This window comes from Ruegeria sp. CF1 (assembly GCF_056537445.1).
Genome location: NZ_JBQFRN010000001.1, coordinates 783,953 through 809,419, shown reverse-complemented (window position 1 = coordinate 809,419; position 25,467 = coordinate 783,953). Strand labels below are relative to the sequence as shown.

The 25,467-nt window shown below is 57.1% G+C and carries 22 protein-coding genes; 7 read left to right on the top strand and 15 right to left on the bottom strand.

The annotated features are described in order from the left end of the window. Positions 1 to 47 precede the first annotated feature (47 nt). A complete protein-coding gene (metG, locus tag ACRZ96_RS04085; RefSeq protein ID WP_170405227.1) occupies positions 48 to 1,766 on the bottom strand; it encodes a methionine--tRNA ligase in 1,719 nt (572 codons plus the stop codon). A gap of 210 nt (positions 1,767 to 1,976) precedes the next feature. Between metG and ACRZ96_RS04080 the strand changes: the two genes are divergently transcribed. The 3 genes from ACRZ96_RS04080 (at position 1,977) to ACRZ96_RS04070 (ending at position 5,535) form a co-directional block, all read left to right on the top strand. Further along, entirely contained in the window at positions 1,977 to 2,903 is a 927-nt protein-coding gene (locus ACRZ96_RS04080) for a hypothetical protein (RefSeq protein WP_480814253.1), read from the top strand. Positions 2,904 to 3,109: 206 nt separating this feature from the next. Beyond that, complete coding sequence (locus ACRZ96_RS04075; RefSeq protein WP_480814252.1) at positions 3,110 to 3,826, top strand: OB-fold-containig protein; 717 nt, start codon at positions 3,110 to 3,112, stop codon at positions 3,824 to 3,826. Between the two features lie 35 nt (positions 3,827 to 3,861). Further along, complete coding sequence (locus tag ACRZ96_RS04070; RefSeq protein WP_170595861.1) at positions 3,862 to 5,535, top strand: flotillin domain-containing protein; 1,674 nt, start codon at positions 3,862 to 3,864, stop codon at positions 5,533 to 5,535. A gap of 31 nt (positions 5,536 to 5,566) precedes the next feature. On the opposite strand, the gene ACRZ96_RS04065 is transcribed toward ACRZ96_RS04070, so the two are convergent. From ACRZ96_RS04065 to ACRZ96_RS04035, 7 genes are all read right to left on the bottom strand, one after another. Continuing rightward, entirely contained in the window at positions 5,567 to 6,790 is a 1,224-nt protein-coding gene (locus ACRZ96_RS04065; RefSeq protein WP_170393328.1) for an MFS transporter, read from the bottom strand. 81 nt (positions 6,791 to 6,871) lie between these two features. Next, complete coding sequence (locus ACRZ96_RS04060; protein ID WP_170563100.1) at positions 6,872 to 7,468, bottom strand: YceI family protein; 597 nt, start codon at positions 7,466 to 7,468, stop codon at positions 6,872 to 6,874. Beyond that, entirely contained in the window at positions 7,465 to 8,679 is a 1,215-nt protein-coding gene (locus tag ACRZ96_RS04055; protein WP_170421226.1) for an MFS transporter, read from the bottom strand. Before ACRZ96_RS04055 ends, ACRZ96_RS04060 begins: the two co-directional genes overlap by 4 nt. Positions 8,680 to 8,722: 43 nt before the next feature. Continuing rightward, positions 8,723 to 9,349: a hypothetical protein gene (locus tag ACRZ96_RS04050; RefSeq protein WP_170510792.1), complete on the bottom strand. Its 627-nt coding sequence runs from the start codon at positions 9,347 to 9,349 to the stop codon at positions 8,723 to 8,725. Positions 9,350 to 9,398: 49 nt separating this feature from the next. Next, on the bottom strand, positions 9,399 to 9,980 hold the full coding sequence (locus ACRZ96_RS04045) for a TIGR02281 family clan AA aspartic protease (RefSeq protein ID WP_170563097.1): 582 nt from the start codon (positions 9,978 to 9,980) through the stop codon (positions 9,399 to 9,401). Positions 9,981 to 10,021: 41 nt separating this feature from the next. After that, positions 10,022 to 10,642 (bottom strand): MarC family protein, encoded by a 621-nt coding sequence (locus ACRZ96_RS04040; protein WP_170393323.1) that lies wholly within the window; start codon positions 10,640 to 10,642, stop codon positions 10,022 to 10,024. Continuing rightward, on the bottom strand, positions 10,639 to 12,492 hold the full coding sequence (locus ACRZ96_RS04035; protein WP_480704610.1) for an ABC-F family ATP-binding cassette domain-containing protein: 1,854 nt from the start codon (positions 12,490 to 12,492) through the stop codon (positions 10,639 to 10,641). The genes ACRZ96_RS04040 and ACRZ96_RS04035 overlap by 4 nt, the downstream gene beginning before the upstream one ends. Before the next feature lie 105 nt (positions 12,493 to 12,597). Here ACRZ96_RS04035 and ACRZ96_RS04030 point away from each other — a divergent pair, with 105 nt between their 5' ends. From ACRZ96_RS04030 to rpiB, 3 genes are all read left to right on the top strand, one after another. After that, complete coding sequence (locus ACRZ96_RS04030) at positions 12,598 to 13,800, top strand: multidrug effflux MFS transporter (RefSeq protein ID WP_170405251.1); 1,203 nt, start codon at positions 12,598 to 12,600, stop codon at positions 13,798 to 13,800. 104 nt (positions 13,801 to 13,904) lie between these two features. Further along, on the top strand, positions 13,905 to 14,327 hold the full coding sequence (gene ndk / locus ACRZ96_RS04025) for a nucleoside-diphosphate kinase (protein ID WP_008757405.1): 423 nt from the start codon (positions 13,905 to 13,907) through the stop codon (positions 14,325 to 14,327). Positions 14,328 to 14,445: 118 nt separating this feature from the next. Next, positions 14,446 to 14,895, top strand: a complete 450-nt coding sequence (gene rpiB, locus ACRZ96_RS04020) for a ribose 5-phosphate isomerase B (protein ID WP_480704612.1) — start codon at positions 14,446 to 14,448, stop codon at positions 14,893 to 14,895. On the opposite strand, the gene ACRZ96_RS04015 is transcribed toward rpiB, so the two are convergent. After that, a complete protein-coding gene (locus ACRZ96_RS04015) occupies positions 14,892 to 15,239 on the bottom strand; it encodes a TfoX/Sxy family protein (RefSeq protein WP_480704614.1) in 348 nt (115 codons plus the stop codon). The genes rpiB and ACRZ96_RS04015 overlap by 4 nt on opposite strands. Before the next feature lie 92 nt (positions 15,240 to 15,331). Here ACRZ96_RS04015 and ACRZ96_RS04010 point away from each other — a divergent pair, with 92 nt between their 5' ends. Next, positions 15,332 to 16,555: a cytochrome P450 gene (locus ACRZ96_RS04010; protein ID WP_480814251.1), complete on the top strand. Its 1,224-nt coding sequence runs from the start codon at positions 15,332 to 15,334 to the stop codon at positions 16,553 to 16,555. Positions 16,556 to 16,590: 35 nt separating this feature from the next. On the opposite strand, the gene ACRZ96_RS04005 is transcribed toward ACRZ96_RS04010, so the two are convergent. The 6 genes from ACRZ96_RS04005 to ACRZ96_RS03980 form a co-directional block, all read right to left on the bottom strand. Continuing rightward, a complete protein-coding gene (locus ACRZ96_RS04005; protein ID WP_170563499.1) occupies positions 16,591 to 17,961 on the bottom strand; it encodes a sensor histidine kinase in 1,371 nt (456 codons plus the stop codon). Further along, positions 17,954 to 18,634 carry a response regulator transcription factor gene (locus ACRZ96_RS04000; protein WP_170393316.1) on the bottom strand — a complete coding sequence of 227 codons (681 nt, stop codon included), beginning with the start codon at positions 18,632 to 18,634 and terminating at the stop codon, positions 17,954 to 17,956. Before ACRZ96_RS04000 ends, ACRZ96_RS04005 begins: the two co-directional genes overlap by 8 nt. Positions 18,635 to 18,797: 163 nt before the next feature. Beyond that, positions 18,798 to 20,234 (bottom strand): DegQ family serine endoprotease, encoded by a 1,437-nt coding sequence (locus ACRZ96_RS03995; RefSeq protein WP_480704618.1) that lies wholly within the window; start codon positions 20,232 to 20,234, stop codon positions 18,798 to 18,800. Positions 20,235 to 20,980: 746 nt separating this feature from the next. Beyond that, a complete protein-coding gene (locus tag ACRZ96_RS03990; protein WP_170393314.1) occupies positions 20,981 to 21,595 on the bottom strand; it encodes a nucleotidyltransferase family protein in 615 nt (204 codons plus the stop codon). A 31-nt stretch (positions 21,596 to 21,626) separates the two neighbouring features. After that, positions 21,627 to 24,044 carry a GcvT family protein gene (locus ACRZ96_RS03985; RefSeq protein ID WP_480704620.1) on the bottom strand — a complete coding sequence of 806 codons (2,418 nt, stop codon included), beginning with the start codon at positions 24,042 to 24,044 and terminating at the stop codon, positions 21,627 to 21,629. Positions 24,045 to 24,149: 105 nt separating this feature from the next. After that, complete coding sequence (locus ACRZ96_RS03980; protein ID WP_170393312.1) at positions 24,150 to 25,457, bottom strand: HlyC/CorC family transporter; 1,308 nt, start codon at positions 25,455 to 25,457, stop codon at positions 24,150 to 24,152. Positions 25,458 to 25,467: the final 10 nt, after the last annotated feature.

Genomic DNA, 25,467 nt, shown 5'->3' with positions numbered 1-25,467 from the left:
AGAGGCTTCAGGGCTCCGCTGCGGCATTCATAAATCGAATTTTGTTGTTATTCACGCGTTCCCGCAAACCGATTCTGCCAGTCTTCGCGCTGTTCGTCCGTGATTTTGGCAAACAGCACGTCGGGAACCGAAAATTCATGGCCAGCGGGCAGGGCGCACAGCGCGGCATCGATATCTTCGGGCCAGCTGGTATTGAGTGTGTTCATCGCACTAAGCATTTTTGCAGACGCATCGGGAATGAACGGCGCGCTCAGAACTGCATAGAGGCGGATCAGGTTCAGCCCCAGCCGCACCTGCGCCGCAGCCTGCACAGGATCTTCCTTAAAGGTAGACCATGGTGCGGCAGCCTGCAGATACTCGTTGCCCGCGACCCAGATCGCTCGCAGCTCTTGCGCGGATTTGCGCACTTCCATCGCTTCCATGTGGCCTTCGTAGGCACGTACTCGGCTATTAAGCTCAGCAATCAGGGTCTGTTCACGTTCGCCATACGCACCACCTTCGGGCACTGCTTCACCGAATTTCGAGCGGCAGAACTTAGTGATCCGGCTGACAAAGTTACCCAGAACATCCGCAAGATCTTTGTTCACCGACTGCTGGAAGTTCTCCCATGTGAACTCGCTGTCGCTGCTTTCTGGCGCATGGCTCAACAGCCACCAGCGCCAGTAGTCGGCGGGCAGAATGTCCAGCGCCTGATCCATGAACACGCCACGGCCCTGTGAGGTCGAGAATTGGCCACCGTCATAGTTCAGGTAGTTGAATGATTTCAGGTGGTCGACCATCTTCCAGGGCTCGCCCGATCCCAGAATGGTGGCCGGGAAAGACAGGGTGTGGAAGGGCACATTGTCCTTGCCCATGAACTGAACGTAACGCACATCTTCTGCGCCTTTGTCGGTGCGCCACCAACGTTCCCAATCGGCATCAGACTTACCATTGGCGTCGGCCCATTCCTTGGCGCAGGCGATGTATTCAATGGGGGCATCGAACCAGACATAGAAGACTTTGCCTTCCATGCCGGGCCAATCTTGATCACCTTTCTTGACTGGTACACCCCAATCCAGATCGCGGGTAATGCCGCGATCCTGCAGGCCGTCGCCATCATGCAACCATTTCTTGGCGATCGAGGTTGTCAGGATCGGCCAGTCTGTCTTGCTGTCGATCCACGCGTCCAACTGATCTTTCATTGCGGATTGACGCAAATACAGGTGCTTGGTCTCACGCACCTCAAGATCGGTCGAGCCGCTGATCGCGCTGCGGGGCTCGATCAGGTCGGTCGGGTCTAGCTGCTTGGTACAATTTTCGCACTGGTCGCCGCGCGCGCGCTCGTAACCGCAATTGGGGCAAGTGCCTTCGATATAGCGGTCGGGCAGAAAACGGCCATCGGCGTTGGAATAAACCTGCTTTTCGCTGACTTCCCGGATCAGCCCGGCTTCATCCAGTTTGCCAGCGAAATGCTGGGTCAGTTTACGGTTCTGATCGCTGGACGAGCGGCCAAAGTGATCAAAGCTCAGGCCAAAGCGCTTGGCGATATCGGCCTGTACTGCGTACATGTCAGCGCAATATTCAGCCACAGGTTTGCCCGCTTTGGCGGCGGCCAGCTCGGCCGGGGTGCCGTGCTCGTCGGTTGCACACAGGAACATGACCTCATTGCCCCGGCCGCGCTGATAGCGAGCGTACAGATCGGCAGGCAATTGCGAGCCGATCAGGTTGCCGAGATGTTTGATCCCGTTGATGTAAGGGATCGCCGAGGTGATGAGAATTCGGGCCATAATGCGCTTCCACGTATCTGTCTGCGCGCCCGTCTACCTTATGTGGCCAGTAAGCAAAAGCCCGCATTCATACCCGCTTGAATTTAACGGGTATTACTACGCGACTTCGTGCATTCCCGCGAGTTTGTGTCGCGTTCGTCAGCGATTTCGCCCCGTGCGTACCAATGGTGTATGATGATCAGGAGAACCCAGCTTAGGGGGAATTTCATTATGCAGAGTTTATGGATGGGCTGCTGTGCCGCCGTTGCAGCTATTGTATTTACCGCCAGCGCCATCGCCGACCAGAGCGCCACAGATGATCCGGTGCATGCTTTTGACCACGCTATGCTCTCGATCTTTCACCGTGGCCAGGATGCGCTGACGGCTGAAACCCGGCCCGTCATGATTATCGCACGTGATGTCACAGTCATGACCGAAGACGGAGAGGCGAGCTATCCAAGGGATGCGCCAACCTATCAACATCTGAAGTCCACGTCGCATGTTGTGTTGGGATTGATCGGGGCGGTGACTCCATGGCCTGATGATAATACCGATGATGAGCGCTGGAAGGCGGAGTTTGCAATTATCATCAATGAGATAGATGTATTTCTTGCGACATTGGGCGAACTGGGCATGACCGAGGGCGACTTGGCGAGCCAGCGCAAAATGCTCGAAACAGCCCGGGCATTTGCTCAAGGTGCACTCGACAAGGATCAGATCACACGTGAAGCGGTTTCGCAGGTGATCAACGACATGCGGCCCATCTGGGCAGAGAATATGGAGAAATCTTCACGTGCGGAGTTGAACGCACTTCATTCCGCCGTGTCCGACGCACGCGCAGCCATAAGCGAAGAGGAGTGGACCAAGATGTATGTCGTGCATCACGGCGGCTCCAGCGTCAAAGACGTCAATGTCGTGCTACTGTACCTACAGCGCGTGATGCCGGAAAAGGTTGCTGCCGGGCAGGTTCTGTTCGCTGAGAACGCTCATGGGAACGACGCGTTGGCTGGATACGCCGGATACGTTCGAATGCAGAAGCATGTTGGTGCATGGGTGTTCGGAGACCCGGAACGGATGCGGGTTGACCTGCTGGGATATGAGGCGGGATCAATCCTGGATGAAATGATCCCGGCACCACCGCCAAAGCCCACCGATTAGAGAATTACTCCAGCAGGTGTGAACAGGTGATACGTTTCGCTCGGGCGAAAGAAATTGAGCTTAATGTCATGGTTGCAGATTGTACCAGATATTTGAATTTAAATAACCTCAGGTTGAAACACAGAATCACAACCTCTTGAAATTGTAGCAATGACTTCCCATTTAAAATGTATACAAAAGTATACAATAACGAGGGCAATCTTCTGATGTTTGACTTTTTACTAGAGGGCGCATTTGTGCCCTTTACCTTGGCGCTTGCGCTTCTGTTCGGTCTTCTGGGCCTTGAACTGATCGCATTGGTTTTCGGGGGAAGTCTTCTGGCAGGCGAGGGCGAGGTTGATCTGGACATGGTCGGCGCGCCCGATCTGGACATCGCCGACTTTGATCTGGATATCGACGCCGACATCGATCTGGGTGACTTGGAACTGGCCGAAATTGAAACCGATGTGCCTGCGGCTACGCCCGTCGGCCCGTTTGGCTGGTTGGGCATTGGCAAGATGCCATTCATGATCTGGCTCGTTGTGCTGCTGGCTGGTTTCGGCCTGAGTGGCATAGGCCTGCAACTGGCGCTGCGTGATCTGCTGGGCTTTGACTTACCTGCATGGTTGGCCGCGATTCCGGCCGGAGTGTTCGGCCTATGGTTCGCACGTGGCTTTGGTGGTGTCTTCGCTCGCCTCCTGCCCAAAACCGAAACCGAAGCGATGTCGGAACGGATGCTGGCCCGCCGCCGTGGCGTGATCACTCAGGGTATCGCATCGCGAGGCCGTCCAGCCGAAGTCCGCGTCATGGATCGCTTTGGCAACACGCACTACCTGCGCGCAGAGCCGTTGCAGGACAAAGATGCGCTGGAGCAGGGAACAGAAGTCCTTGTTCTGCGTGATCGACGGCGCGACCGGTTCGTTCTGGTTCGCATGTCAGTTTAACCAAAAAATCTTAACCCCAATCCGGAGGATATTGCATGGAACTATCATTCCTGGCCGTTACAGTTGTGACTATTTTAGCCGTACTCTTGTTCATAGGCCTTGTACTTGGCCGCCTTTATCGACGCGCCACGCGCGAGATCAGCCTGGTGAAAACCGGCGCGGGTGGCAAAAAGGTCATCATGGATGGCGGCGTCATCATCGTACCGTTGCTGCACGAAGTCAGCCCGGTCAACATGAAGACTCTGCGCCTTGAGGTGCAGCGCAGCGGTGAGGCCGCGCTCATCACCAAAGACCGGATGCGTGTCGACGTGGGTGTCGAATTCTACGTCTCGGTGATGGCGACTGAAGAGGGCATCGCACGCGCCGCGCAAACGCTGGGTGATCGCACCTTTGACGTCGAGCAACTACGTGAGATGATCGAAGGCAAGCTGATCGACGGTCTGCGCGCTGTGGCCGCTCAGATGACCATGGACGGTCTGCATGAAAACCGCGCCGACTTTGTGCAAGAGGTGCAGAATGCGGTGTCCGAGGACCTGCTTAAGAACGGTCTTTCGCTGGAGTCCGTCTCGCTGACCGCGCTGGACCAGACCCCGTTCGAGGCTCTGGACGAGAATAACGCCTTTAACGCCGTGGGTATGCGTAAGCTGGCCGAGGTGATCGCCATATCCAAAAAAGAACGCGCGCAGATCGACGCCGAGGCCGAGGTTGAGGTGCGTCGTGCGGCGATGGAAGCGGAGCGTCAGAAGTTGCTGATCGAACAGGACGAACAGCAGGCGCGCATCGAGCAGGCGCAGAAGGTGGAAACTCTTCGTGTGGCGCAAGAGGCGGAGATCGCAGCGCGAACTGAAGACTCGGTACGCGAAACCGAACGCGCCCGGATTGCCCGTGAAGAGGCCATTCGTTCCGCCGAGATTGAGCGCGAGCGCAAAATCCGCGATGCCGAGATCGCCAAAGAGCGTGAGATCGAAGTCGCGGAACAGGAACGCCAGATCATCATCGCGCAGAAATCCGAAGAGGAAAGCCGCGCGCGCGCATCCGCCGATCTGGCTCGAGCCGAGGCGACCAAAGCAACCGAAGCCGTGGCTACGGCGCGCGAAGTGGCCGAGGCCGAGCGCCAGAAGCAGATTGTTCTGATTGAAGCCACCCGTGAGGCCGAACGTCAGGCCACCGCGATCCGTTTGTCAGCGCAGGCCGAGAAAGAGGCCGCCGCAGATCGCGCCGAAGCCCGCCGCGAGGAAGCGCAGGCCGAAGCAGACGCGTTGAACATTCGCGCCGAGGCCAAGAAGAACGACATGCTGGCCGAGGCGGAAGGTAAGCGTGCGATCGTAGAGGCCGACAATGCCCTGTCACCTGAGCAGATCCGGATGAAGGTCGACTTGACCCGCATTGAAACCATGCCCTCGATCATCTCGGAAATGGTCAAACCGGCCGAAAAAATCGACTCGATCAAAATCCATCAGGTTGGTGGGATCGGAGCTGCCAATGGTGGTGGTGTTTCAAGCGGTGAAAAGCCGGTTGTCAATCAGGCGTTGGATTCGATCATGGGAATGGCCGTGCAGATGCCAGCGCTCAAGAAACTGGGCGAAGAGCTTGGCTTGTCCATGGAGAACGGCGTCGGGGGCGTGGTGAACGGTGCGCTTGAGAGCACCGTGGACCCAGATGAGGTGGTCGACGTGGTCGAGGGCCATGGGCCAGCGGTCCAGCAGTAAAACAGAAGGGCCGGGATTTCCCGGCCCTTTTTCATTGCTTTTCGCGAGAACCCTTGAGCAGCCTGCCGATGGTAAAGGATGTGCGCGGAGCATAGACATAATTCGTCCGTTTCTCGGGCGTCGGGCGCGAGCGCATACGGGCGAGGCCAAAAACAATAAGAAACACATGACCCAATGCAACAAAAGCAAACAGGGCTCCAGGGCCGAATTGCTGGATCAACGTGGATGAGATGTAGGGCGATGCAATCGCCCCCAGCGCGTACCAGAACATCAAGGCCGCTGCCAATTCAACGCGTTGTTCGGTCGTGGCAAAATCATTCGCATGCGCCGAGGAAACCGAGAAAATCGGAAACGTGGTCAGGCCAAAGAACCCGGCGGCCAGCATAACGCCGACCGTTCCAGTTCCGCTAGCCAACATCGTGACACCGCAGCTTAGCACCGCTGCCACGGATAGCCAGATCAGCACCCAGCGTCGATCATACTTGTCTGCGAGCCAACCCAAGGGGTACTGGGCCAGTGCGCCGCCCAGAACGAAAGAGGCCAGAAAGAATGCAATCTGATCTACGCCCAGTCCGACCTCCTGACCGTATACCGGGCCGACCATGCGCAATGATGCCGAACTGAGCGCAGCCACGATAACGCCCGCCACAGCCAGTGGTGAGCTGTGCCAGGCCAGCTTGGGGCGCAGGCGCGGGGTGTCCGGTGTCTTGGGTTGGCTGGCGCGAGTTAGGGCCAGCGGCAAGATCGATGCACAGCATAGGATCGCAAGCAGGTTGTATGAAACGTAAGAGGCGGGTGGCAGAACAGCAATGATAAGCTGTGCACAAAGCGAGGCCCCCATATCGGCGATACGGTAGGTACCCATCGCGCGCCCACGGGTTTCGTTGGTGACCTTGGCGTTCAGCCAAGCCTCGATCACGGTGTAACAACCGGCGACACAAGTGCCCGACGCGATACGCAGCGCGGCCCAGACATAAGGGTTTTCAGTCAGCGTATGCCCCAGCAAACCCATCGCGCCCAAAGCGGTGCAGACCGCAAATGCGCGCGAGTGCCCGACGCTGCCCATAAGCCGCGGAGCCCACCAGCAACCAACAAAGAACCCAATGAAGTGCGATGACCCCAGCAGACCGATCTGTTCGGTCGAAAAATCAAGCGTCAGCCCCGAGATTGCATCCAGCGGACCAACACCGCCCGTTGAGAGCTGCAGCAGAATGACCGAAAGAAAGAGGGCGGCAAATGAAATGATCGTACGCATGATAGGTGCAACTTGACCTTGTCGCCACGAAATGCGCGCGCCTAATCGACGCCCTGACGTCGTTTTTTGCCTTTTTTGTGGTTAATCCTGCCGGATGATTTCGGCGTGGATGTCCAGGCCGATCGTGGGTTGTACAAGATCAGGATATCCAGACGCGCCAAACTCATTTCGATTGATCGCCCCCTCTAGCCGGATGGACAGGGTGTCCAAATCATCCACCGCGCTTCCCGGTCTCCGATACAGATTGGCGCTCAAAGTCACCGGACGCGTGATACCGCGCACTGTCAGATCGCCGGTCACGGTTGCACCTTCCGAGATACGGCCAGTGGGTCCCAGCTGAATCTTAGTCGTGATGAAACGGATGGTGGGGTATTGGGCAGCGTTCAACACACTTTTTCCCAACATCGGACCTCGGGCAAATGGTAGATTCGTCCGCGCCCGGGCCACGTCCAGCACGACATCGACCCGGCTGTTTTGCAAGCGATTGGTATCAATCAGAATTTGGGCCGACTGTACTGGCATCGTGCCCGTCTGAAGCGTGCCGGACAAATCATAGGTGAAGCCAACGGAACTGCGCGATGCTGCCAGCGCATATGGGGTGAGGGCGGCCATCGCTGCCCGTGCCATTGGTAACGCGCAAAGGCTTGCAATCAGGCTGCGTCGGGTAAGGTTCCTCATGCCATCGCCGTACGACCGCGCGGGCGCGAGCGTTTCATGAGCATCAGCACGATTGCGATGTTCAGCCCGTTCCAAAGGATGCCATTGATGAAAGCAAGCTGATAACTGCCAGTCACGTCATAGATCCAGCCCGACATCCAACCACCCAGAGCCATGCCGAGGATAGTCATCATCATGACAAAACCCACGCGCGCACCGGCCTCTTGCGGGGGCATATATTCACGTACAATCAGCGCGTAGCTGGGGACGATACCACCCTGGGCCAGCCCGAATAGCATGCTGACGACATAAAGCGAAACCATCCCATCATAAGGGAGAAACAGGAACAGAGCGATACATTGCAGGACCGAGCCGATCAGCAGTGTTGAAAGCCCTCCCAACCGGTCCGCGACAAGCCCCGAGATGATGCGGCTAACCACGCCGCCCAACAGCATCAGAGACAGCATCTCGGCACCAACGGCCGGGCCATAGCCCAAGCCCACACAATAGGAGACAATATGGACCTGGGGCATCGACATGGCCACGCAGCAGCCGATACCAGCCAGCCCAAGGATGTACTGCAGGGCGCGGGGTGAAAAGCCGACGCTTTGTGCTTTGACCTGTGCTGCCGCTGCTGCCGTGCCGTGCGCCTCGATGGGGACCTGTCTGCGCAAAAGCAGGGACAGAGGAATGACGGCGACCAGGGTGATGACGGCGAGGCTCAGATAAACCTGCTGCCACCCGTCGCGCTGCAGAATGCCCGACAGCAGCGTGGGCCAGATCGCGCCCGACAGGTAGTTGCCACTGGCCACCAGTGCCACGGCAATCCCTCGCCTGCGCATGAACCAATGCGAGATATCGGCGATCAGCGGTCCAAATCCGATTGACGTGCCGAGCCCCAGCAGAAGATGCGCAACCGACAGCAGCGCAATATTCGGCGCAAGGGTTGCCAGCAGATAGCTTACCGCGCTCAGCACAGCGGCGCCGATCAACGCCATTGTCACGCCCAGTCGGTCCACCAGCTTGCCTAGCCACATGTTGCCGAAGGCAAAGCCGATCATGGCGAGCGTATAGGGCATCGACGCTGCGGCTCGGTCTGCGCCAAACTCGGCCTCGATGGCGGGCATGACGACGATCACAGCCCACATGCCCACATTGACCACGGTTGCGATGGCCAGGGTGATCAGCAGGCGAAGCCAGGAATATCGGCTGTCATGGATCGGGTGTGTCATGCCGGCACGCTAGGGGGCAAGTCCGGTTTTGGCCAGTCACAAGTTATGTGATCATCGGGGCGTCTTCGGATTTGATCTGCTTTAGCTGCAGTCCGGAATGAGGAGCGGCCCGCGTCACGTGCCAACTGGCCGGGGGCAGGGCGCGGGCGCGGCGGCGGGTCAGACACCAACTGCAGGCCTCGTCCCGATAGGTGGGCACCATATGCCAGCGCGTCTCAATCCCCTGTGCGCCACCATCGTCAGGCGTCAGCAATAGCCCCAGCGGAGCCTGTCCCGATATGCCGCCCTGTTCGGCAGCCAGATGCATCCGCCGGACCGGGGTCAGACCCGGCGGGCCGGGCAAATCGCCAATGACCAACGGGGCGGCACCGCTGCGCAAGGCTTCTTCCATGCACCACAACAGGTCTTCGGGTTTGTCAGGGCGGATCAGTAGAAACCGGGACGGATCGGCAAAAGGCAGCATGCCCTCGGGATGCAGCTGCGCCACCTCCCAAGCCGGGGCAATCCACATCACTGGCCCTTGAGTCTGCGCCGCCACCCACAGAGCAAAGCTACGCCGGGCAGGGCCGCAGGCTTCGTGTACACGGGCCAGTTGCAGACTGATCTGTGGGTGCAGGGCCACCCCGGGTGGGGTGCGCGCGGGCTTGCGGCCAAGAAGATTGGTGGACATGCTGATCAAATTAGCATGTTCTCATTTTGTTCTCAATTGGAGAATGCGGTCAACGCGACAGGATTAGACGCCCATCTGCGAACTGGATGTTCGAAAAGCGGTGCAGATACGCCATCCCTAGCAAGGATTGACCCAGATCGCCTTCATTGACCGAGGCCGGGATACCGCGATCGGTGATGGGGCCCAAAGACAGGCTGTCCAGCCGAACCGGCGCTGTACGCACAATGCCATTGGCCGTCGAGGCGCGGCCGAGATAGTTCAATTGATCCGTATCGATTCCAATTCGTTCGGCATCTTTCGGGCTGATGACGATATTGCTGGCCCCGGTATCGACCAGAAAGGTCACCGCTGTGCCATTCACCAGCATTGGTAAATAGTAGTGTCCATCATAAGAGCGGGGCACTTCAATCCGCTGATCAGTTACGGTCAGTTGCGGGGTCGGGCTGACGGTTGAACGGATGTCATCCCACAATCCGACAACGGCAATGACACCGATAAAGATAAACACCCAAGCCGCGACCTGCTGCATGGTTTTTCCCAACGACTGACGGTTCTGAGTGATAAACCACATCAACAGGGCAGCACCCAGCAAAACCAGATAGGTCAATCGCCCAATATCGTAGCCGTCCATTCAATCACCCGAAATCAGTTGTCTCATACCAATATGGTGTTTCACGAGGCGAAACCAAAGGCTTTGAGGCCATCAAGAATGAACTGAACCGACAGTGCGGCCAGCAGCATACCCAGCAGCCGTGTCAGCACGTTCAGCCCGGTTTTACCGAGAATACGGGCGATCATGCCTCCGGCCAGAAAGAACACAAATACAACCAACATGACGGCAAGCATAACAGCGCAGGCCGCTGCGATCCCAGGGACGCCCGGGTTTTGTCCGGCCAAAAGAATGATTGTTGCGATCGATCCAGGGCCCGCGATCAGGGGTATGGCCAGGGGGAAAACCGAAGGGTCAGAATGATCTTCTTCCTCGGCGCGGTCCTCGCGGCGTTTGGTACGGCGGTCGAACAGCATGTCCAGCGCAGTCAGAAACAAAAGCGCGCCACCTGCAACGCGGAAGGCTTCCATCGAGATGCCGACGAATCCAAGAACCGCTTCACCAAAAGCGGCAAAGGCGATCAGGATGAAAACCGCGGTCAGGCAGCTGCGAATGGCAATCTTACGGCGTGTGGCCGCATCCATGTCCTGCGTCAAGGCAACGAAAATTGGCGTGGTTCCGAAAGGGTCGATCACCACAAACATCGTGGTGAAAGCCGTTATGAAAAAGGCCATGTCGATCATGCTGCGCTCTCTGCCTGTTCCAACCGTTCTGCGGCGGCGACCCATAGGGCTTCAGCCTTTTGCATGGCTTCGACCACCTCGGCGAATTTGCGGTTCCAGGTTTCCAGATCGTTGATCCGGTCATCTTCATAAAGCGCAGGATCCGCCAGCTTGGCAGAAAGCTTGTCGTGCATATCGGTCAGTTTCTCGACCCGGTCTTCGCATTTGCGCAGATCCGCACGCAGGGCCAATACGGTCTCGCGTGACGCACGTTTGGGTTTGGGCGCCTGTAGTTTATCTTTGACCGGTTTCTCGCGGGCCAGCAAAAGAGCGCGATAGGCCTCAAGATCGCCATCGAATGGCTTCACGGTGCCATCCGAGACCAGCCATAGCCGATCAGCGACAAGCGACAGTAGGTGCATGTCGTGGCTGACCAAGATGACCGCGCCGGAATAGGCAGTCAGCGCTTCGACCAGCGCTTCGCGGCTTTCGATGTCCAGATGGTTCGTCGGTTCGTCAAGGATCAGCATATGCGGCGCGTCGATGGTAGCGATCAGCAGCGACAAACGCGCTTTTTGCCCGCCAGAAAGACGCCCGACTAACGTTTCCGCCTGATCCGCGTTCAATCCGAACCCCGCCAGACGCGAGCGCCACTTGCCGGGCGCCTCATTCGGGCGCAGGCGGCGCAGGTGATCCAATGGTGTTTCGTCCACATACAGCTCATCTACCTGATGCTGCGCGAAATAGCCGATGCGCAGCTTGGAGCTTCGGGTCATTTTACCCGCCATCAGGGGTAGGCGGTCAGATAGCAGTTTTGAAAGGGTTGACTTGCCCTGACCATTCTTGCCCAGCAGAGCGATCCGATCATCCTGATCAATACGCAGGTTCAGTCGTCGCAGAACCTCGGTCTCACCATAACCGGTTACCCCTCCTTCAAGTTGAATGATCGGTGGCGACAGTTCTTCTGGCTCGGGGAATGAAAAGGCGCGCAAAGCCGCCTCTTGCGGAGTTGAAACCAGTTGGATGCGCTCGATCATCTTCAAACGAGACTGGGCCTGAACGGCCTTTGACGCCTTATAGCGGAAACGATCCACGAAACTTTGCAGATGTGCGATGCGGGCCTTGGCCTTGGCGTTTTCCGACTCTGCTTGTGCCAGACGTTCAGCGCGACGTTCGGCAAACTTGTCGTAGGGAACCGCGTAATAAGTCAGTTTGCGATCTTCGAGATGCAGAATTGATCCGACGGCGCGGTTCAACAACCCCCGGTCGTGGCTGATGATGATGACGGTGTGAGGGTATTTGGCCAGATAGCTTTCAAGCCACAACGCACCTTCAAGGTCCAGATAGTTGGTCGGTTCGTCCAACAGCAACAGGTCAGGCTGCGAAAACAGTACGGCCGCCAGCGCTACCCTCATGCGCCATCCGCCCGAGAAATCCGAACAGGGTTTCAGCTGATCCTCATCGTCAAAGCCCAGTCCTTTGAGAATTGAGGCTGCCCGAGCCTCAGCCGACCATGCGTCGATATCAGCCAGCCGTGTCTGGATTTCAGCAATTCGGTCCGGATCTATTGCGCTGTCTGCTTCGGCCATCAATGTGCTGCGTTCCACATCCGCGGCCAGAACCGTGTTGATCAGCGAGACATCCGAGGACGGCACTTCCTGCGCCACGCCCCCGATCCGCGCGCGTTTTGGCAGGGATATATTGCCTGATTCCAGCGACAGCTCGCCCCGGATCAACCGAAAGAGCGTCGTCTTTCCGGTACCATTGCGCCCGACAAGGCCGACCTTGTGGCCATCGGGAATGGTCGCACTGGCCCCGTCGAACAGAGGACGCCCTTCAACGGCGTATGTGATGTTATCGATCCGTAGCATGAGGCGCTCTTATCAGAGCATCCAAGACGCCGCCAGAGGTCACCATGTTCAAGCCAGAAGCAATGTGTTAGCGCTGTTCCGGTTCGTCTTCCAAACGGTTTCGATATGCGTGCGGCTCAATCTCCTCCAACCCTGATTACGCTGATCTTTGCAACGGCGCTCTCGGTTCTGACACTGAACATGTTCCTTCCGTCGCTGGCGCATATGAGCGAAGATTTCGGCGTGGATTATGGCCTGATGAACGTGGCCGTCGCAGGGTACCTATTTGTCTCGGCGGTCTTGCAGTTGATCGTCGGGCCGCTGTCGGATCGCTACGGGCGCAGGCCGGTTTTGTTGATCGCGATGGTCATATTTGTCGCCGCATCAATTGGATGCGTTTTAGCCGAGTCAATCTGGGTTTTCCTTTCGTTTCGGATGATTCAGGCGGCGGTGGTGGCCGGGCCGGTGCTGTCGAGTGCTTCGATCCGCGACCGATATCCACCAAACGAGGCCGCCAGCAAGCTGGGCTATGTCGCAATGGCCATGGCACTGGCACCGATGCTTGGGCCAATGCTAGGTGGCGCGCTGGATATGCTTTTTGGTTGGCGGGCCGGGTTCGTGCTGTATTCGCTGCTTGGGGCAGGGGTGCTGTTGCTGCTTTGGGCTGACATGGGTGAAACCAACACCAACCGCTCGTCGACTTTCGCGGCGCAGATGCGGGAATACCCGCATTTGTTCCGCGCGCGTAGGTTCTGGGGTTACGCCTTATGCGCCGCGTTCTCCATCGGCGGTTTTTTTAGTTTTATCACCGGCGCGCCTCTGGTCGCCGCAGCCTGGTTCGACCTGAGCCCAGCAATGCTGGGTCTGGGCATCGGTATCATCACGGGCGGGTTTATGGTCGGCAACTTTGTCACCGGGCGCATCGCAAAGCGCACCCAGCTGACGACAATGATCTTGTTCGGTCGGGTAGTGGCGTCGGTTGGGCCATTTTGCGGGCTGCTGCTGTTCATCGGCAATATGGGCTCGGTCTGGGTGTTTTTTGGATCCGCCATCTGCGTTGGTTTCGGAAATGGTTTGACCAATGCAAATGCCTCGGCCGGGGTGATGTCGGTACGTCCGAAACTAGCCGGCAGCGCGGCTGGATTATCAGGCGCCTTGATTGTGGCACTGGGGGCTGTCTTGACCATGATGACCGGGACGTTTGTAAGCCCTGAAAATGGGCCATATCTGGTGCTGAGCATGATGTGCGGCAGCAGCTTTGCTGGTCTTTTGGCAGTGCTCTATGTCCGCCGGTTGGATCGTACCGACCCACTGCCTGAGGCGATCTGAGCGATAAACGATCATAACGCTTTTCATGAGACAAATACCATGTTAGGCGGCGCGCGATGGATTTCGGCGCGAGGATCGCGCCCTTAAGTCAAGGAGAGGCCAATATGGCACTGGAACGCACATTCTCGATCATCAAACCCGATGCAACCCGCCGCAACCTGACTGGCAAGATCAATGCCAAGTTCGAAGAAGCTGGCCTGCGCATCGTTGCGCAAAAGCGCATCCACATGACCAAAGCTCAAGCAGGCAAGTTCTATGACGTGCACGCCGAGCGTCCGTTCTATGACGAACTGTGCGAATTCATGTCGTCGGCCCCTGTTGTTGTTCAGGTTCTCGAAGGCGAAGGTGCCATTGCAAAGAACCGCGAAGTCATGGGCGCAACCAACCCTGCAGACGCAGCACCTGGCACCATCCGCGCCGAGTTCGCTGAATCGGTCGGTGAAAACTCGGTCCACGGTTCGGACGCACCGGAAACTGCCGCGGTTGAGATCGCCTACTTCTTCTCGGGCATCGAACTGGTCGGCTAATCGGTCGTCAGATCACAGCTTTAGGCCGTACCCCATATCGGGTGCGGCCTTTCTTATGAGGGCAGGGCTCAAGAGTGTTTGTCCGCATTGCTTTAGTCGACAGGAGCGAAATGCCGTCATGAGCACAAACAAACGCATTGTTCTTTCCAGTGATCACGCTGCAATCGACCTCAGGCAGGCTATCTCTGCTTACGTTGAAGCCCAAGGTTGGGAGGTCGTAGATATCGGCCCGACCACATCGGAAAGCACTCATTATCCCGAACACGGAGCTGCCGCCGCGCGCCTCGTGGCTTCGGGTGATTGTCGCTTTGGTATCATCTTGTGTGGCACCGGACAGGGTATCATGATGGCGGCGAACAAAATCAACGGCGTCAGATGTGGCGTTTGCAGTGATGTCTTTTCGGCCCAGATGATCCGACAGCACAACGACGCAAACATGCTCTCGCTGGGGGCGCGGATTATCGATGAAAAGCAAGCACTGGAAATCACGGCTGCTTTCCTGACATCCGAATTCGAAGGTGGTCGCCACGCAACGCGGGTCGACATGATCGGGGTGCTCGAAGCCTAGTCTGCCGCCAAATCCTTGGCTGAAATTCGCACGCCCAAAGCATCAAGATCGGCAATCATCCGATGCTTTGGCGCTATGCTGACTCCGGCTTTGATCGCATCGAACCGTTCGCGCAAGGCCTTCTTTTCCTCGCCCTTGCAGTCATTCCAGGGTCGGCCTTGCAAGCCCATGACCAGTACATAATAGCCGATGAAATGAGGGCGCGTTCCGGCCTGTAACAGGCGCGTATAAGCCTCGTCTGCTCCCAACGCTCGCAACTCCTGAGCTGTCATAATGCCCGCACGTGCGCAGGCTTGCTCGAACGCCGGGCCAAGATTGCGGATGGCGGATATCGGATCAGACATGCCTTGTCTTATCCCGCCCGATACGGCCTGTCACCCGCTCAAGGTTGTTTGCAGCTTCCCTTTCCGCTACCCAAGCGTTGGAGGGGCCAAGAATGAACGATCTAAGCCTAGAGAATGTCGCGCAAAATCTGGACCTGATGAACCCGCCCGAGGGGTTTGTCGACGGCCCGTTCCCCTTTTACGATGCTCTGCTTGAGCATGCGCCAATATTGCGGCAGCCGGACGGTTCCATGTTGTTGTCGCGCCATGCGGATCTGGATGCCATTTATCGCAACACGACGCTTTATTCCTCGGATAAAGAGGCTGCGTTCGGCCCTAAATTCGGTGTTGGCTCGCCGTTATTCGAACATCATACAACTTCACTGGTGTTCTCCGATCCGCCGCTGCACACGCGGGTGCGCAAGATCATGACCTCAGCCCTGACGCCCCGGGCAATCGCGCGGATGGAGCCGGGTCTGATCGAAACCGTTGATACGCTGCTGGATGATATGGCGGGCAGGGGACGGGTTGATCTGATTGCGGATTTTGCCTCGACCATTCCAATCCAGATCATCGGCAATCTGCTGGATGTACCGATGGATGAACGCGCGCCTCTGCGCGATTGGTCTCTGGCTATCCTTGGTGCTTTGGAACCCGCTTTGACGGAAGCTCAGCTGGAAAAGGGTCACACTGCTGTTCGCGACTTCAAAACTTACCTTCGGGATCTCGTCGCCCGTCGTCGCGCAAAACCGGGAGATCCGGAAACAGATGTTCTGACACGTCTGATCCGTGGCGAAGGCGCGGATGAGATGCTGAGCGAGATTGAGCTTCTGCAAAACTGCATCTTCATACTGAACGCGGGCCACGAAACGACCACCAATCTGATCGGCAATGGGCTGGCGCTGCTTCATGACTATCCAGAACAACGCCAAAGACTGTTGGAAGATGGCGAATTGATTGCTCCGGCGGTTGAAGAGGTCTTGCGCTTTCGGTCGCCCAACCAATTTGGCAACCGGGAAACTACGGCGGACGTTGAAATCCGAGGACATCAGATCGCCAAAGGAACGAACCTGCATCTATGTATCGGGGCAGCGAACCGTGATCCCGAGGTGTTCACCGACCCGACCCGGTTTGACATCACACGCAAGCCGAACAGGCACCTAGCTTTCGCAGGCGGGCCGCATGTCTGCGTTGGCCTGACTTTGGCGCGTCTTGAAGGTCGTGTTGCATTGGGCCGGTTGTTGAATCTTTTTCCCGATTACCAGATTCAAGGAAAACGGGTGCAGGGTGGTCGCATTCGCTTTCACGGATACGCTTCCTTGCCTGCAGTTATGTAATTTTATCAAGGCTATAGTAGATGCTCTTCATGTAATTACGAATTGCGTGACAACTTCAGAGTTGTCTCAAGCCCTGGCTTCCGGTTACGCGCAAGAAATGTGCCGCCGTGCATATGCGAAATTGCCGCCACAAGCGCCAGTCCAAGACCGGCATTGCGCCCGGTCCTTGCAGGATCAAGCGTGACAAACGGCATCTGCAATCGGGGCAGATCGCTTTCTGGTACGCCAGGGCCCCGGTCGCGAACGCTGAGTAACGCATAGTCGCCGTCGTCTCGAATTTCGATGGTGATCGCTGTGCCGGGCGGGGCGTAGCGCATGGCGTTTTCAAGAAGGTTCGACAGTGCTTGAGACAGCAGAGGGCGATGGCCTTGGATTGGGTCCGCGTTTCCAACGACCTCAAGTCGGATGTTCTGATCAGACGCGACAGGTTCGTATAACTCAACCACGTCACCGACCAGTTGCAAAAGCTTTACCGGTTCAAATTGTTCGCGGCCCAGACCGGCCTCGGCGCGCGAAATCTCGGTCAGTTGGCTGAGAACGCGCAGCAGGTGATCAATCTCGCCGGTCGCGCGCGCCATGTCGATCTCGCGATCTTGATCGCTTTTGCCGGGCTCAGCCAGGGATTCGACCCGTTGCCGCAGTCGCGACAGGGGAGAGCGCAGGTCATGAGCAATAGAATTGGACGTTGTGCGCAGGTTGCTGATCAGTTCTTCAATACGATCCAGCATGTTGTTCAATGTGGCCGCGACCTGATCGAATTCATCGCCCGTGCCTCGTAGAGGCATGCGCAGAGCTAAATCTCCGGAAACGATATTGTCGGCTGTATTGGCGATGTCTTTCAGTCGTGAAAACACCAGCCGGGTCAGCAGCCAGCCGGTCAATAAACTCAGCGCCAATGCCGTGGCAAGTGCCAGCGCGACTGACCGGAACAGAACCCGGTCGAATTGCTGTCTGGCCAATGAATCACGCCCGACAAGCAGCCTCTCACCACCCGGCAGCCGGACTGAAGCGGCAGAGATCGGGACATATTGATCCGTATCTTCTTTGCGAAGCTGAAGATCGACCCAGCCGCTGCCCGGAGTTATCCCTTCCGGCCAATGCGTCAGGTTGCCCGCCAGTTTCGTGCCTTGCCGACCTGTCAGCAGGTACAAGGCATCCCGCTCAGCCGCTGTCGGCAAGCGGCGGTCGATGGCCGAGATCAACCCGATCATGCCACGCCGTTCATATTCATCTGCGAGGCCCGTAAGCTCGGCCTGAACGACCGAACGCGTCTCGCCTGAAATCGTGCGATTGGCCGTAAAATACACCATCGTCAGAACGGTCGCCGTCAGCAAAGTGCTAAGCACCATGCTGGCCAGAACCAACCGAGTACGAGAGTTTTTCAGCGACAGGCGCAGGTTATCCATCCGAAACCATGTATCCGGCGCCTCGGACTGTTTCAATCACCGGGTCGGCTCCGTCTTCATCAAGCTGGCGGCGCAGTTTCGAAATATGGACGTCGACCACGTTGGTGTTCGGGTCAAAGTGGTAATCCCACACACCTTCAAGCAACATCGTGCGCGAGACGACGCGGTTTTTTCGGCGCAGAAAGAACTCCAGAATTTGAAATTCGCGCGGGGTCAGGGTGATTTCACGACCGTTGCGCGTGACCTTGCGGGTCAACAGATCCATTTCGAGATCGCGGCACGCAAGGGTAGGCGTTTCTTCGGCTTCTTGCGGTCGACGCAACAGGGCTTCGATCCGGGCATGAAGTTCCTGGAATGAAAATGGTTTGACCAGATAATCGTCTGCGCCCGCGCGGAGGCCTTTGACTCGCTCATCCACTGCACTCATGGCGGTTAACATCAGAACAGGTGTTTTCAACCCAGCCGCACGCATTGACTTAATCAGTGATAACCCGTCCAGCCCGGGAAGCATTCGGTCCAGTACGACCGCATCAAATCCGCCGTCAGTTGCGTGGTACAGGCCTTCGCGGCCATCTGATGCGACTTCGACAACATAGCCTTCTTCACCAAATCCCTTGGCAATGAAGTCCCGTGTGTCTTGGTCATCTTCAACGATCAACAAGCGTCTGCTCATGGTCAGGGCTCCTTCCCAATGGGATTTAAACACACATACTCTTTGAAAAAAACATGCCGGGTGCAAAGGTGCACCCGGCTGTTCCGGCGGCACGTGGACAATCCGTGCCTGCCAGAATAAGCGCTCCAGATTTCCCCATCATGTGGCGCGCTTAGGTGTAGGGTTAGGCGATTTCGACCGCGACGAAGATCTGGTTGCCACCGCGATTGATCAAAACCAGAGCTGGATCCGTCTTTTCGTTCTCCAGCGCTTCTTTCAAAGCGTCTGGCGTAACGGTATCCAGATTGCCCAGTCGAACGATCACATCACCACGCTGCAATCCGGCCTTGGCCGCAGGGCTTTCGGGCTCCAGATCGGTGACAACAACACCATCGATGTTCTCGGCCACGCCAATCTCGGCGCGGGCGGTTTCGGTCAGCGGTGCCACGGTTACGCCCAGCGACGTACCTTCGAACTTGTCTTCAACCACGCTATCGGTCGCCGCCGAGGCTGACTGATGCTGACCGATTGTCAGTTCGATCTGTTCTTCTTTGCCATTTCGAAGAACAGTCAGCGTGCTATCAGTACCTACCTTGGTCGTGCCAACCAGGATCGGAAGATCGCTACTGGAATCAACGGCTTCGTCATTGAAGGTCAGGATCACGTCACCTTGCTGCAGTACGCCATCGGCCGGGCTGTCAGGTACAACATCCGATACCAGTGCACCTGTTGCCGTATCGATACCCATCGCAGCAGCCAGTTCGGGGCTGACATTCTGGATCGACACTCCCAACCAACCGCGGCTGACCTCGCCGTCATCGCGCAGATCAGCCGTGATGTGATCTACAATATTCGAAGTCACCGCAAAGCCGAGCCCGACTGAGCCGCCGCTGGGCGAATAGATCGCCGAGTTTACACCGATCACCTCACCATCCATGTTGAATAGCGGACCACCCGAGTTGCCTTTGTTGATAGCAGCGTCGGTCTGGATGAATTCGGCGTAGGGACCTTCCGAAATATTGCGCCCCTTCGCGGAAACAATACCGGTCGTAACAGTTGCATTCAGGCCAAACGGGTTGCCGATGGCGACGACGTCTTCGCCCACGCGAATGACATCGCTGTCACCCATTTGAACGGCTTGCAGGTCTTCTCCTGCGTCGATTTTAAGCACGGCGATGTCCGTAAGCGGATCTGTACCAACGATTTCAGCTTCGAATGTGCGGTTATCGCTCAGACGTACGGTCACTTCGCTAGCGTTATCGACAACGTGGTGGTTGGTGACGATGTATCCTGCCTTATCCAGCACAAAGCCTGATCCCAAACCCTGGCTGGGGCCTCGCTGCGGCATGTCAAATCCTTCAGGACCGCCGAACCGTTTAAAGAACTCGCCAAAGGGATGGTTTTCGAGGTCGAACTCCTGACCTTGTGTGGGGCGTGGTTTGGCATCTTGCTTGGCGGTGATCGTGACCACCGAAGGCGAGACGGTTTCGACCAGATCGGCCAGAGCCTCGTCTGCCATTGCGGGCAGGGCGGTGGTGGCCATCATGGCCGCGCCCAGTGCGGTAGCTCCCATCCAGCTGGATGTGCGTGGAATAAGCAGTGAGGATTTACGGATGCTCATTTTGACTCCTGTCTATTTCGGCGGTTGATCCCGCGCATTGAGACAGGAGATGCACTGGCAACCTTGGGATATCCTGAGAGAAATATTAAGAAACCTTAATTTCGCCACGTTTCGCCGCTTTAATGACTCCGTTCAAGGTGCTCGGGTAGCAAGAATCAGCTTGGGTGCTATGTGGCGAATCGGTGGATTGTTGCCGATAAAGTCAATAATTTCGAAAAAGCATTGAATTGATTCATTTTTGTTAACAAAGAAACGACGCTTTTGCGGTCTCAAAAATACTTCTCCTAAAAGTTGCGTGAGATGGAGTGTTCAAATTTCGAACACGCCCGTCGATGCCTTTGAAATAGGTAAGTTAGCCGTATTCTAAGTGCGCAACTGACGGAAACTTCTGGAAAAAGTATAAGTCGATGCAACCATTGGTAGAATCCAGAGTGTTGCATTGTTGCTCAAAAGCCAGTGCGCCTGCGCTGAAATTTACCATTTCATCCAATTTTACATTGTTTGAACGCATCGGATCAGCGACATTGGAGTTGCCCAAGTGAGGGGGGCCTTAGGCACTAGGGGGTGTCAAAGGCGCATCTCAGTCTCCATAGCGCTGAGCGGCATGTTAACGAGGGGGTCTTGTTTAGGTTCAGCAGCACAACGTCGGGAAGCCTGATTGGCGATCTGACCGCGCTTTAGAGATTGGTGAAAGTGGTAGTCCTGTTTTTGGGCATGCGACCCGGTCATTATTGACCGGGTCGCGTTTATTTGAGGGGCTGCTTTTGCGGTCGGCCCGCATTCCAACGGGTCCAATCGGCGGGTGTATCCAAATCAAGCAGCGCATTCTGGGCGGGCAGGCGATGCAGATGAACCTTGCCCTTGTAGCGTTGCACGACAATCTGCGCGCCGCTGTCACCGTTCAGTTCCGAAAGCTCTGAAAATAGAGAACGATCAAAGACGACAGGATGGCCGGGAGCACCTTCCTCAGTAGCCCCACGCCATATCAGATTGTCAGGGTGGGTTTTGACCGATCGGAGAACGCTGTTCAGGTCTTGGGTTGTGAGGTCCGGAAGGTCCGATAACAGGATCATGACCGCAGGTGCATTTGCTGGAACGGAGGCTATTGCGCCTCTCAAACTGGCATTCATGCCTTCTTGCGCATTTGGGATTTCGACCAGTTGAACATCGAGGCCCTGTAGCACCGTATATCGGGGATGTGGGGCCGGGGGCAGGGCGATGATAACGTGACCTGCGGCAAGCGCCCGCTGAGCCACTCGGCGCAGAAGCGGCACGCCTTCAATCGGTTGCATTAACTTATCAGCACCACCCATGCGGCTGGATTGCCCGGCAGCGAGCAGGATGATGGGAATCTGCGTCATTTCGCAAGCATGCCGTCGGTGGATTAATAAGTCATCCCCGCATTCTTGCGCCATCGGGATCGAAAAGTGGGGTCGTGATGACACGCGCTTTGTGCATCTGACCTAGAATTTCAATTTCAACTGCACGTCCCTCGGTGGCCTGTTCAGTCGGGAGGAACCCCATGGCAATCGACTTGTCCGCAAAGTGCGAATACCCACCAGATGTACAGAAGCCGACGACAGTGCCGTCCGACCAGATCGGTTCGTACGCGTTTACATCTGCATCTGCCGCGTCGACCTCAAAAGCCACCAAGCGGCGATCAGCGCCAGATGCGCGCTCGGCCTCGGCCGCTGCTCGGCCTATGAAATCACTGTTCTTTGAGAATGAGATAAACCGATCCAACCCGGTTTCTGCCGCTGTATAGTCGGGTGAAAATTCTCGCATCCACGAGCCAAAGAACTTGTCCAGACGCAGACTCATCATTGCGCGCATGCCAAATGGGGTCATGTCATGAGCTTGACCCGCTTGCCACAAACTCCACCAGAGTTGCCGTTGGGCCATTGGGTCGCAATAAATCTCATAACCCAGATCGCCGGTATAGCTGACACGCTGAACGATGCAGTCCGTCATGCCAATTGTCATCTCGCGCACGTCGAGGAACCTGAGCGAGGTGACTGCTTCTCTGGTGCAGGCCGACAAAACCTCGGTGGCCTTGGGGCCTGCGATCTGAAACCCATTCAACCGGTCGCTGATGTTCTCGATGCCCACGCCATGGTCCTGGTTTTGCAGGAACCAGCGCATATGAAATGCCTGACTTCCGTATGAGGCGGTCAGGTGAAAAAGGTCGTCGCCCAAGCAGGAGACGGTGAAATCCCCGATCAGCTTACCTTTATGCGACAACATTGGCGTCAGTGAAACGCGGCCTGGTTTGGGTATGCGGCCCGCCATGATGCGATCCAGCCATGCACGAGCACCGGCACCGGTAATACGGTATTTTCCGAAATTGTGGACTTCGTTGATCCCAACACCTCCACGCACGGCACGAACTTCGCGGCCGGTGGCCTCAAAGGCGTTGGAACGGCGGAATGAGGGTGTCTCGAAATCCGGTTCATCGCCTTGGGCAAAGTAGTTTGGTACTTCCAGCCCGTATTGCTGCCCCCAAACGGCACCGAGATCGCTGAAGATGTCGTACATTGGTGTGGTTCGGTTGGGACGCGCTGCAGGCAGTTCCTCGTTCGGATAAGCGACGCTGAACCGCTTCTGATAGTTCTCGATCACCTTGGGGCGCGTATAGCCCGGGCCGATCCAATCGCCAAACCGCGCCACATCCATGGCAAACACATCGCGTTCGGGTTCGCCTTCGATCATCCATTGAGCAAGGGTCAAGCCAACACCACCGCCTTGGCTGAAACCGGCCATGACACCGCAGGCTGACCAGTAGTTCCGCACGCCAGGCACCGGACCGACCAGAGGGTTGCCATCCGGGGCAAAGGTAAACGGCCCATGGATGACGGATTTGACACCCGCCTCAGCGAGAACAGGGAAGCGTTTGTAGGCGAATTCGATGCTATCGGTGATCTTGTCGAAGTCATCGGGCAGCAATTCATGGCCAAACTCCCACGGGGTGCCGTCGACCGCCCAAGGCTTGCAAGGCTGTTCGTAGAAGCCGATGCACAGTCCACGCCCTTCCTGCCGCAGATAGCTTTCGCCAGCGGGGTCCATCACATGCGGGTGCTCGCCACCTGCGTCGATGATGGCCTCGATCTCGGGTATGTTGTCGGTGACCAGATATTGATGCTCCATCGGATGCAACGGGAAATAGATCCCGGCCATCGCACCGACCTCGCGCGCCCACAATCCGCCCGCATTGACGATATGTTCGGCGTGAATTGTACCCTTGTCGGTCACCACGTCCCAAGTTCCGTCCGGGCGCTGGTTCGTCTCGCGCACCATGCAATGTGTTTCGATCGTAGCCCCGCCCATACGCGCGGCCTTGGCGTATGCGTGTGTTGTACCGGACGGATCAAGATGCCCGTCCAGCGGATCATACAGCGCACCAAGGATCCCATCGGTGTTGGTGATCGGAGCGATCTTCTTGATCTCCTCAGGCCCGACGATCTCGGTCTCAAGACCCATGAATCGGTGCTTGGCGCGTTCGGCGAGCAACATGTCGAACCGGTCTTGATTGTCGGCCAGCGTGACGCCGCCGACGTGGTGCAGTCCACACGACATGCCCGTGATCTCTTCCAGCTCTTTGTACAGCCGGATGGTATAGCCCTGCAGGGCGGCCATGTTTGTGTCACCGTTCAGGGTGTGAAACCCGCCCGCCGCATGCCAGGTCGAACCGCTGGTTAGCTCAGACCGTTCCAGCAGCATCACATCCGACCAACCGAGCTTGGTCAGGTGATATAGGACCGAGCATCCGACAACGCCGCCTCCGATAACTGCGACACGGGTGGTGGTTTTCACGATGTTTCTCCCTCGGCTTTTGGCCGAGCCTGCCGAGGGCTCTGGCGTATTACTGTTCCGTTCGCGACACCGCGCGTCGTTTGCTGAATACGCATGCTGTAGGGCTTAGAGAGGACGGACCTTGAGGGCCGTGATCCTGTTGCCTTCGCGGGCCGTGACCTCAAACCGGAAACCGTGGAACGAGAATACTTGGCCCACAATGGGGATCATCTGAGCCTCGTGGATCACCAAACCGGCCAGCGTGTTGGCTTCTTCATCCGGCAGCGACCAGTCTAGCGCGCGGTTTGCGTCGCGGATGGTCATCGCGCCTTCGACCAGATACTGGCCGTCGTCAGATCGGGTAACGGGGACATCTTCGTCGATGTCGAACTCGTCTGCGATCTCGCCCACGATCTCTTCCAGAATATCTTCCAGCGTGATCAGCCCGCGCAGCGATCCATATTCGTCAACAACAAGCGCGAAGTGGCTGTGCATGCGAAGAAACTCACGCATTTGGTCGTCCAGAGTGGTGGTTTCGGGCACGAAATAAGGATCATTGGCAACCTTCGCGATGTCGAAGTTCTTAAGCCGTTCAGGGTCACCATCCGCGCCACCTACCTGCGCATACATTGCGCGGAACAAGTCTTTGGCGTGCACGACACCCACGATGTTTTCCTGTTCTTCACGGAACACAGGCAGGCGGGTGTGTGGGCTTTCCAGACACTGTTTCAGGATCGCCTCGGGTTCGTCATCCGCATCGATCATCTCAATATTCGAGCGGTGAAGCATGATCTCTTCCACCGCGCGGTCGCCAAGATCGAGCGCGCCCAGAATACGGTCGCGATCTTCTTTTTCGACCACACCTTCGGAATGGCCCAGTTGCAATGCGCCAGCGATTTCTTCACGGACCGCAAGGATGTTGCTATCAGGGTCGATCTGTACGCCGAACAGGCGCAATACACCGCGCACCAGCAGTCGGACGGCAGCCACCACCGGAGAGAACACCGTTACGACGACGCTGATAACGGGTGCCACCAAGGCGGCGGCTTTTTCGGCGTTGGTAATCGCGTAGGTCTTGGGCAGCACCTCGGCAAAGATCAGCACCAGAAGGGTCATCACGAGCGTCGCCAGCGCCACACCGCTTTCGCCGAACAGGCGTGTAAACAGGGCGGTCGCCAACGAAGCGGCAAGGATGTTGACAAGGTTGTTGCCGAGAAGGACCGAGCCGATCAGACGTTCGTTATCATCGGTGATTTCCAGCGCTTTTTTCGCCCCGCGCGAGCCTTTGTCAGCCTGCGCTCTCAGCTTGCCACGCGATGATGCGGTCAGCGCAGTTTCGGAGCCCGAGAAAAAGCCCGATAGGACAAGGAGAAGAAGAATGGATCCTGTCGTGATCCAGAATGCGCCATCAAGCAGAGAAGGAGTGGGTTCCATTGGTCCTAGG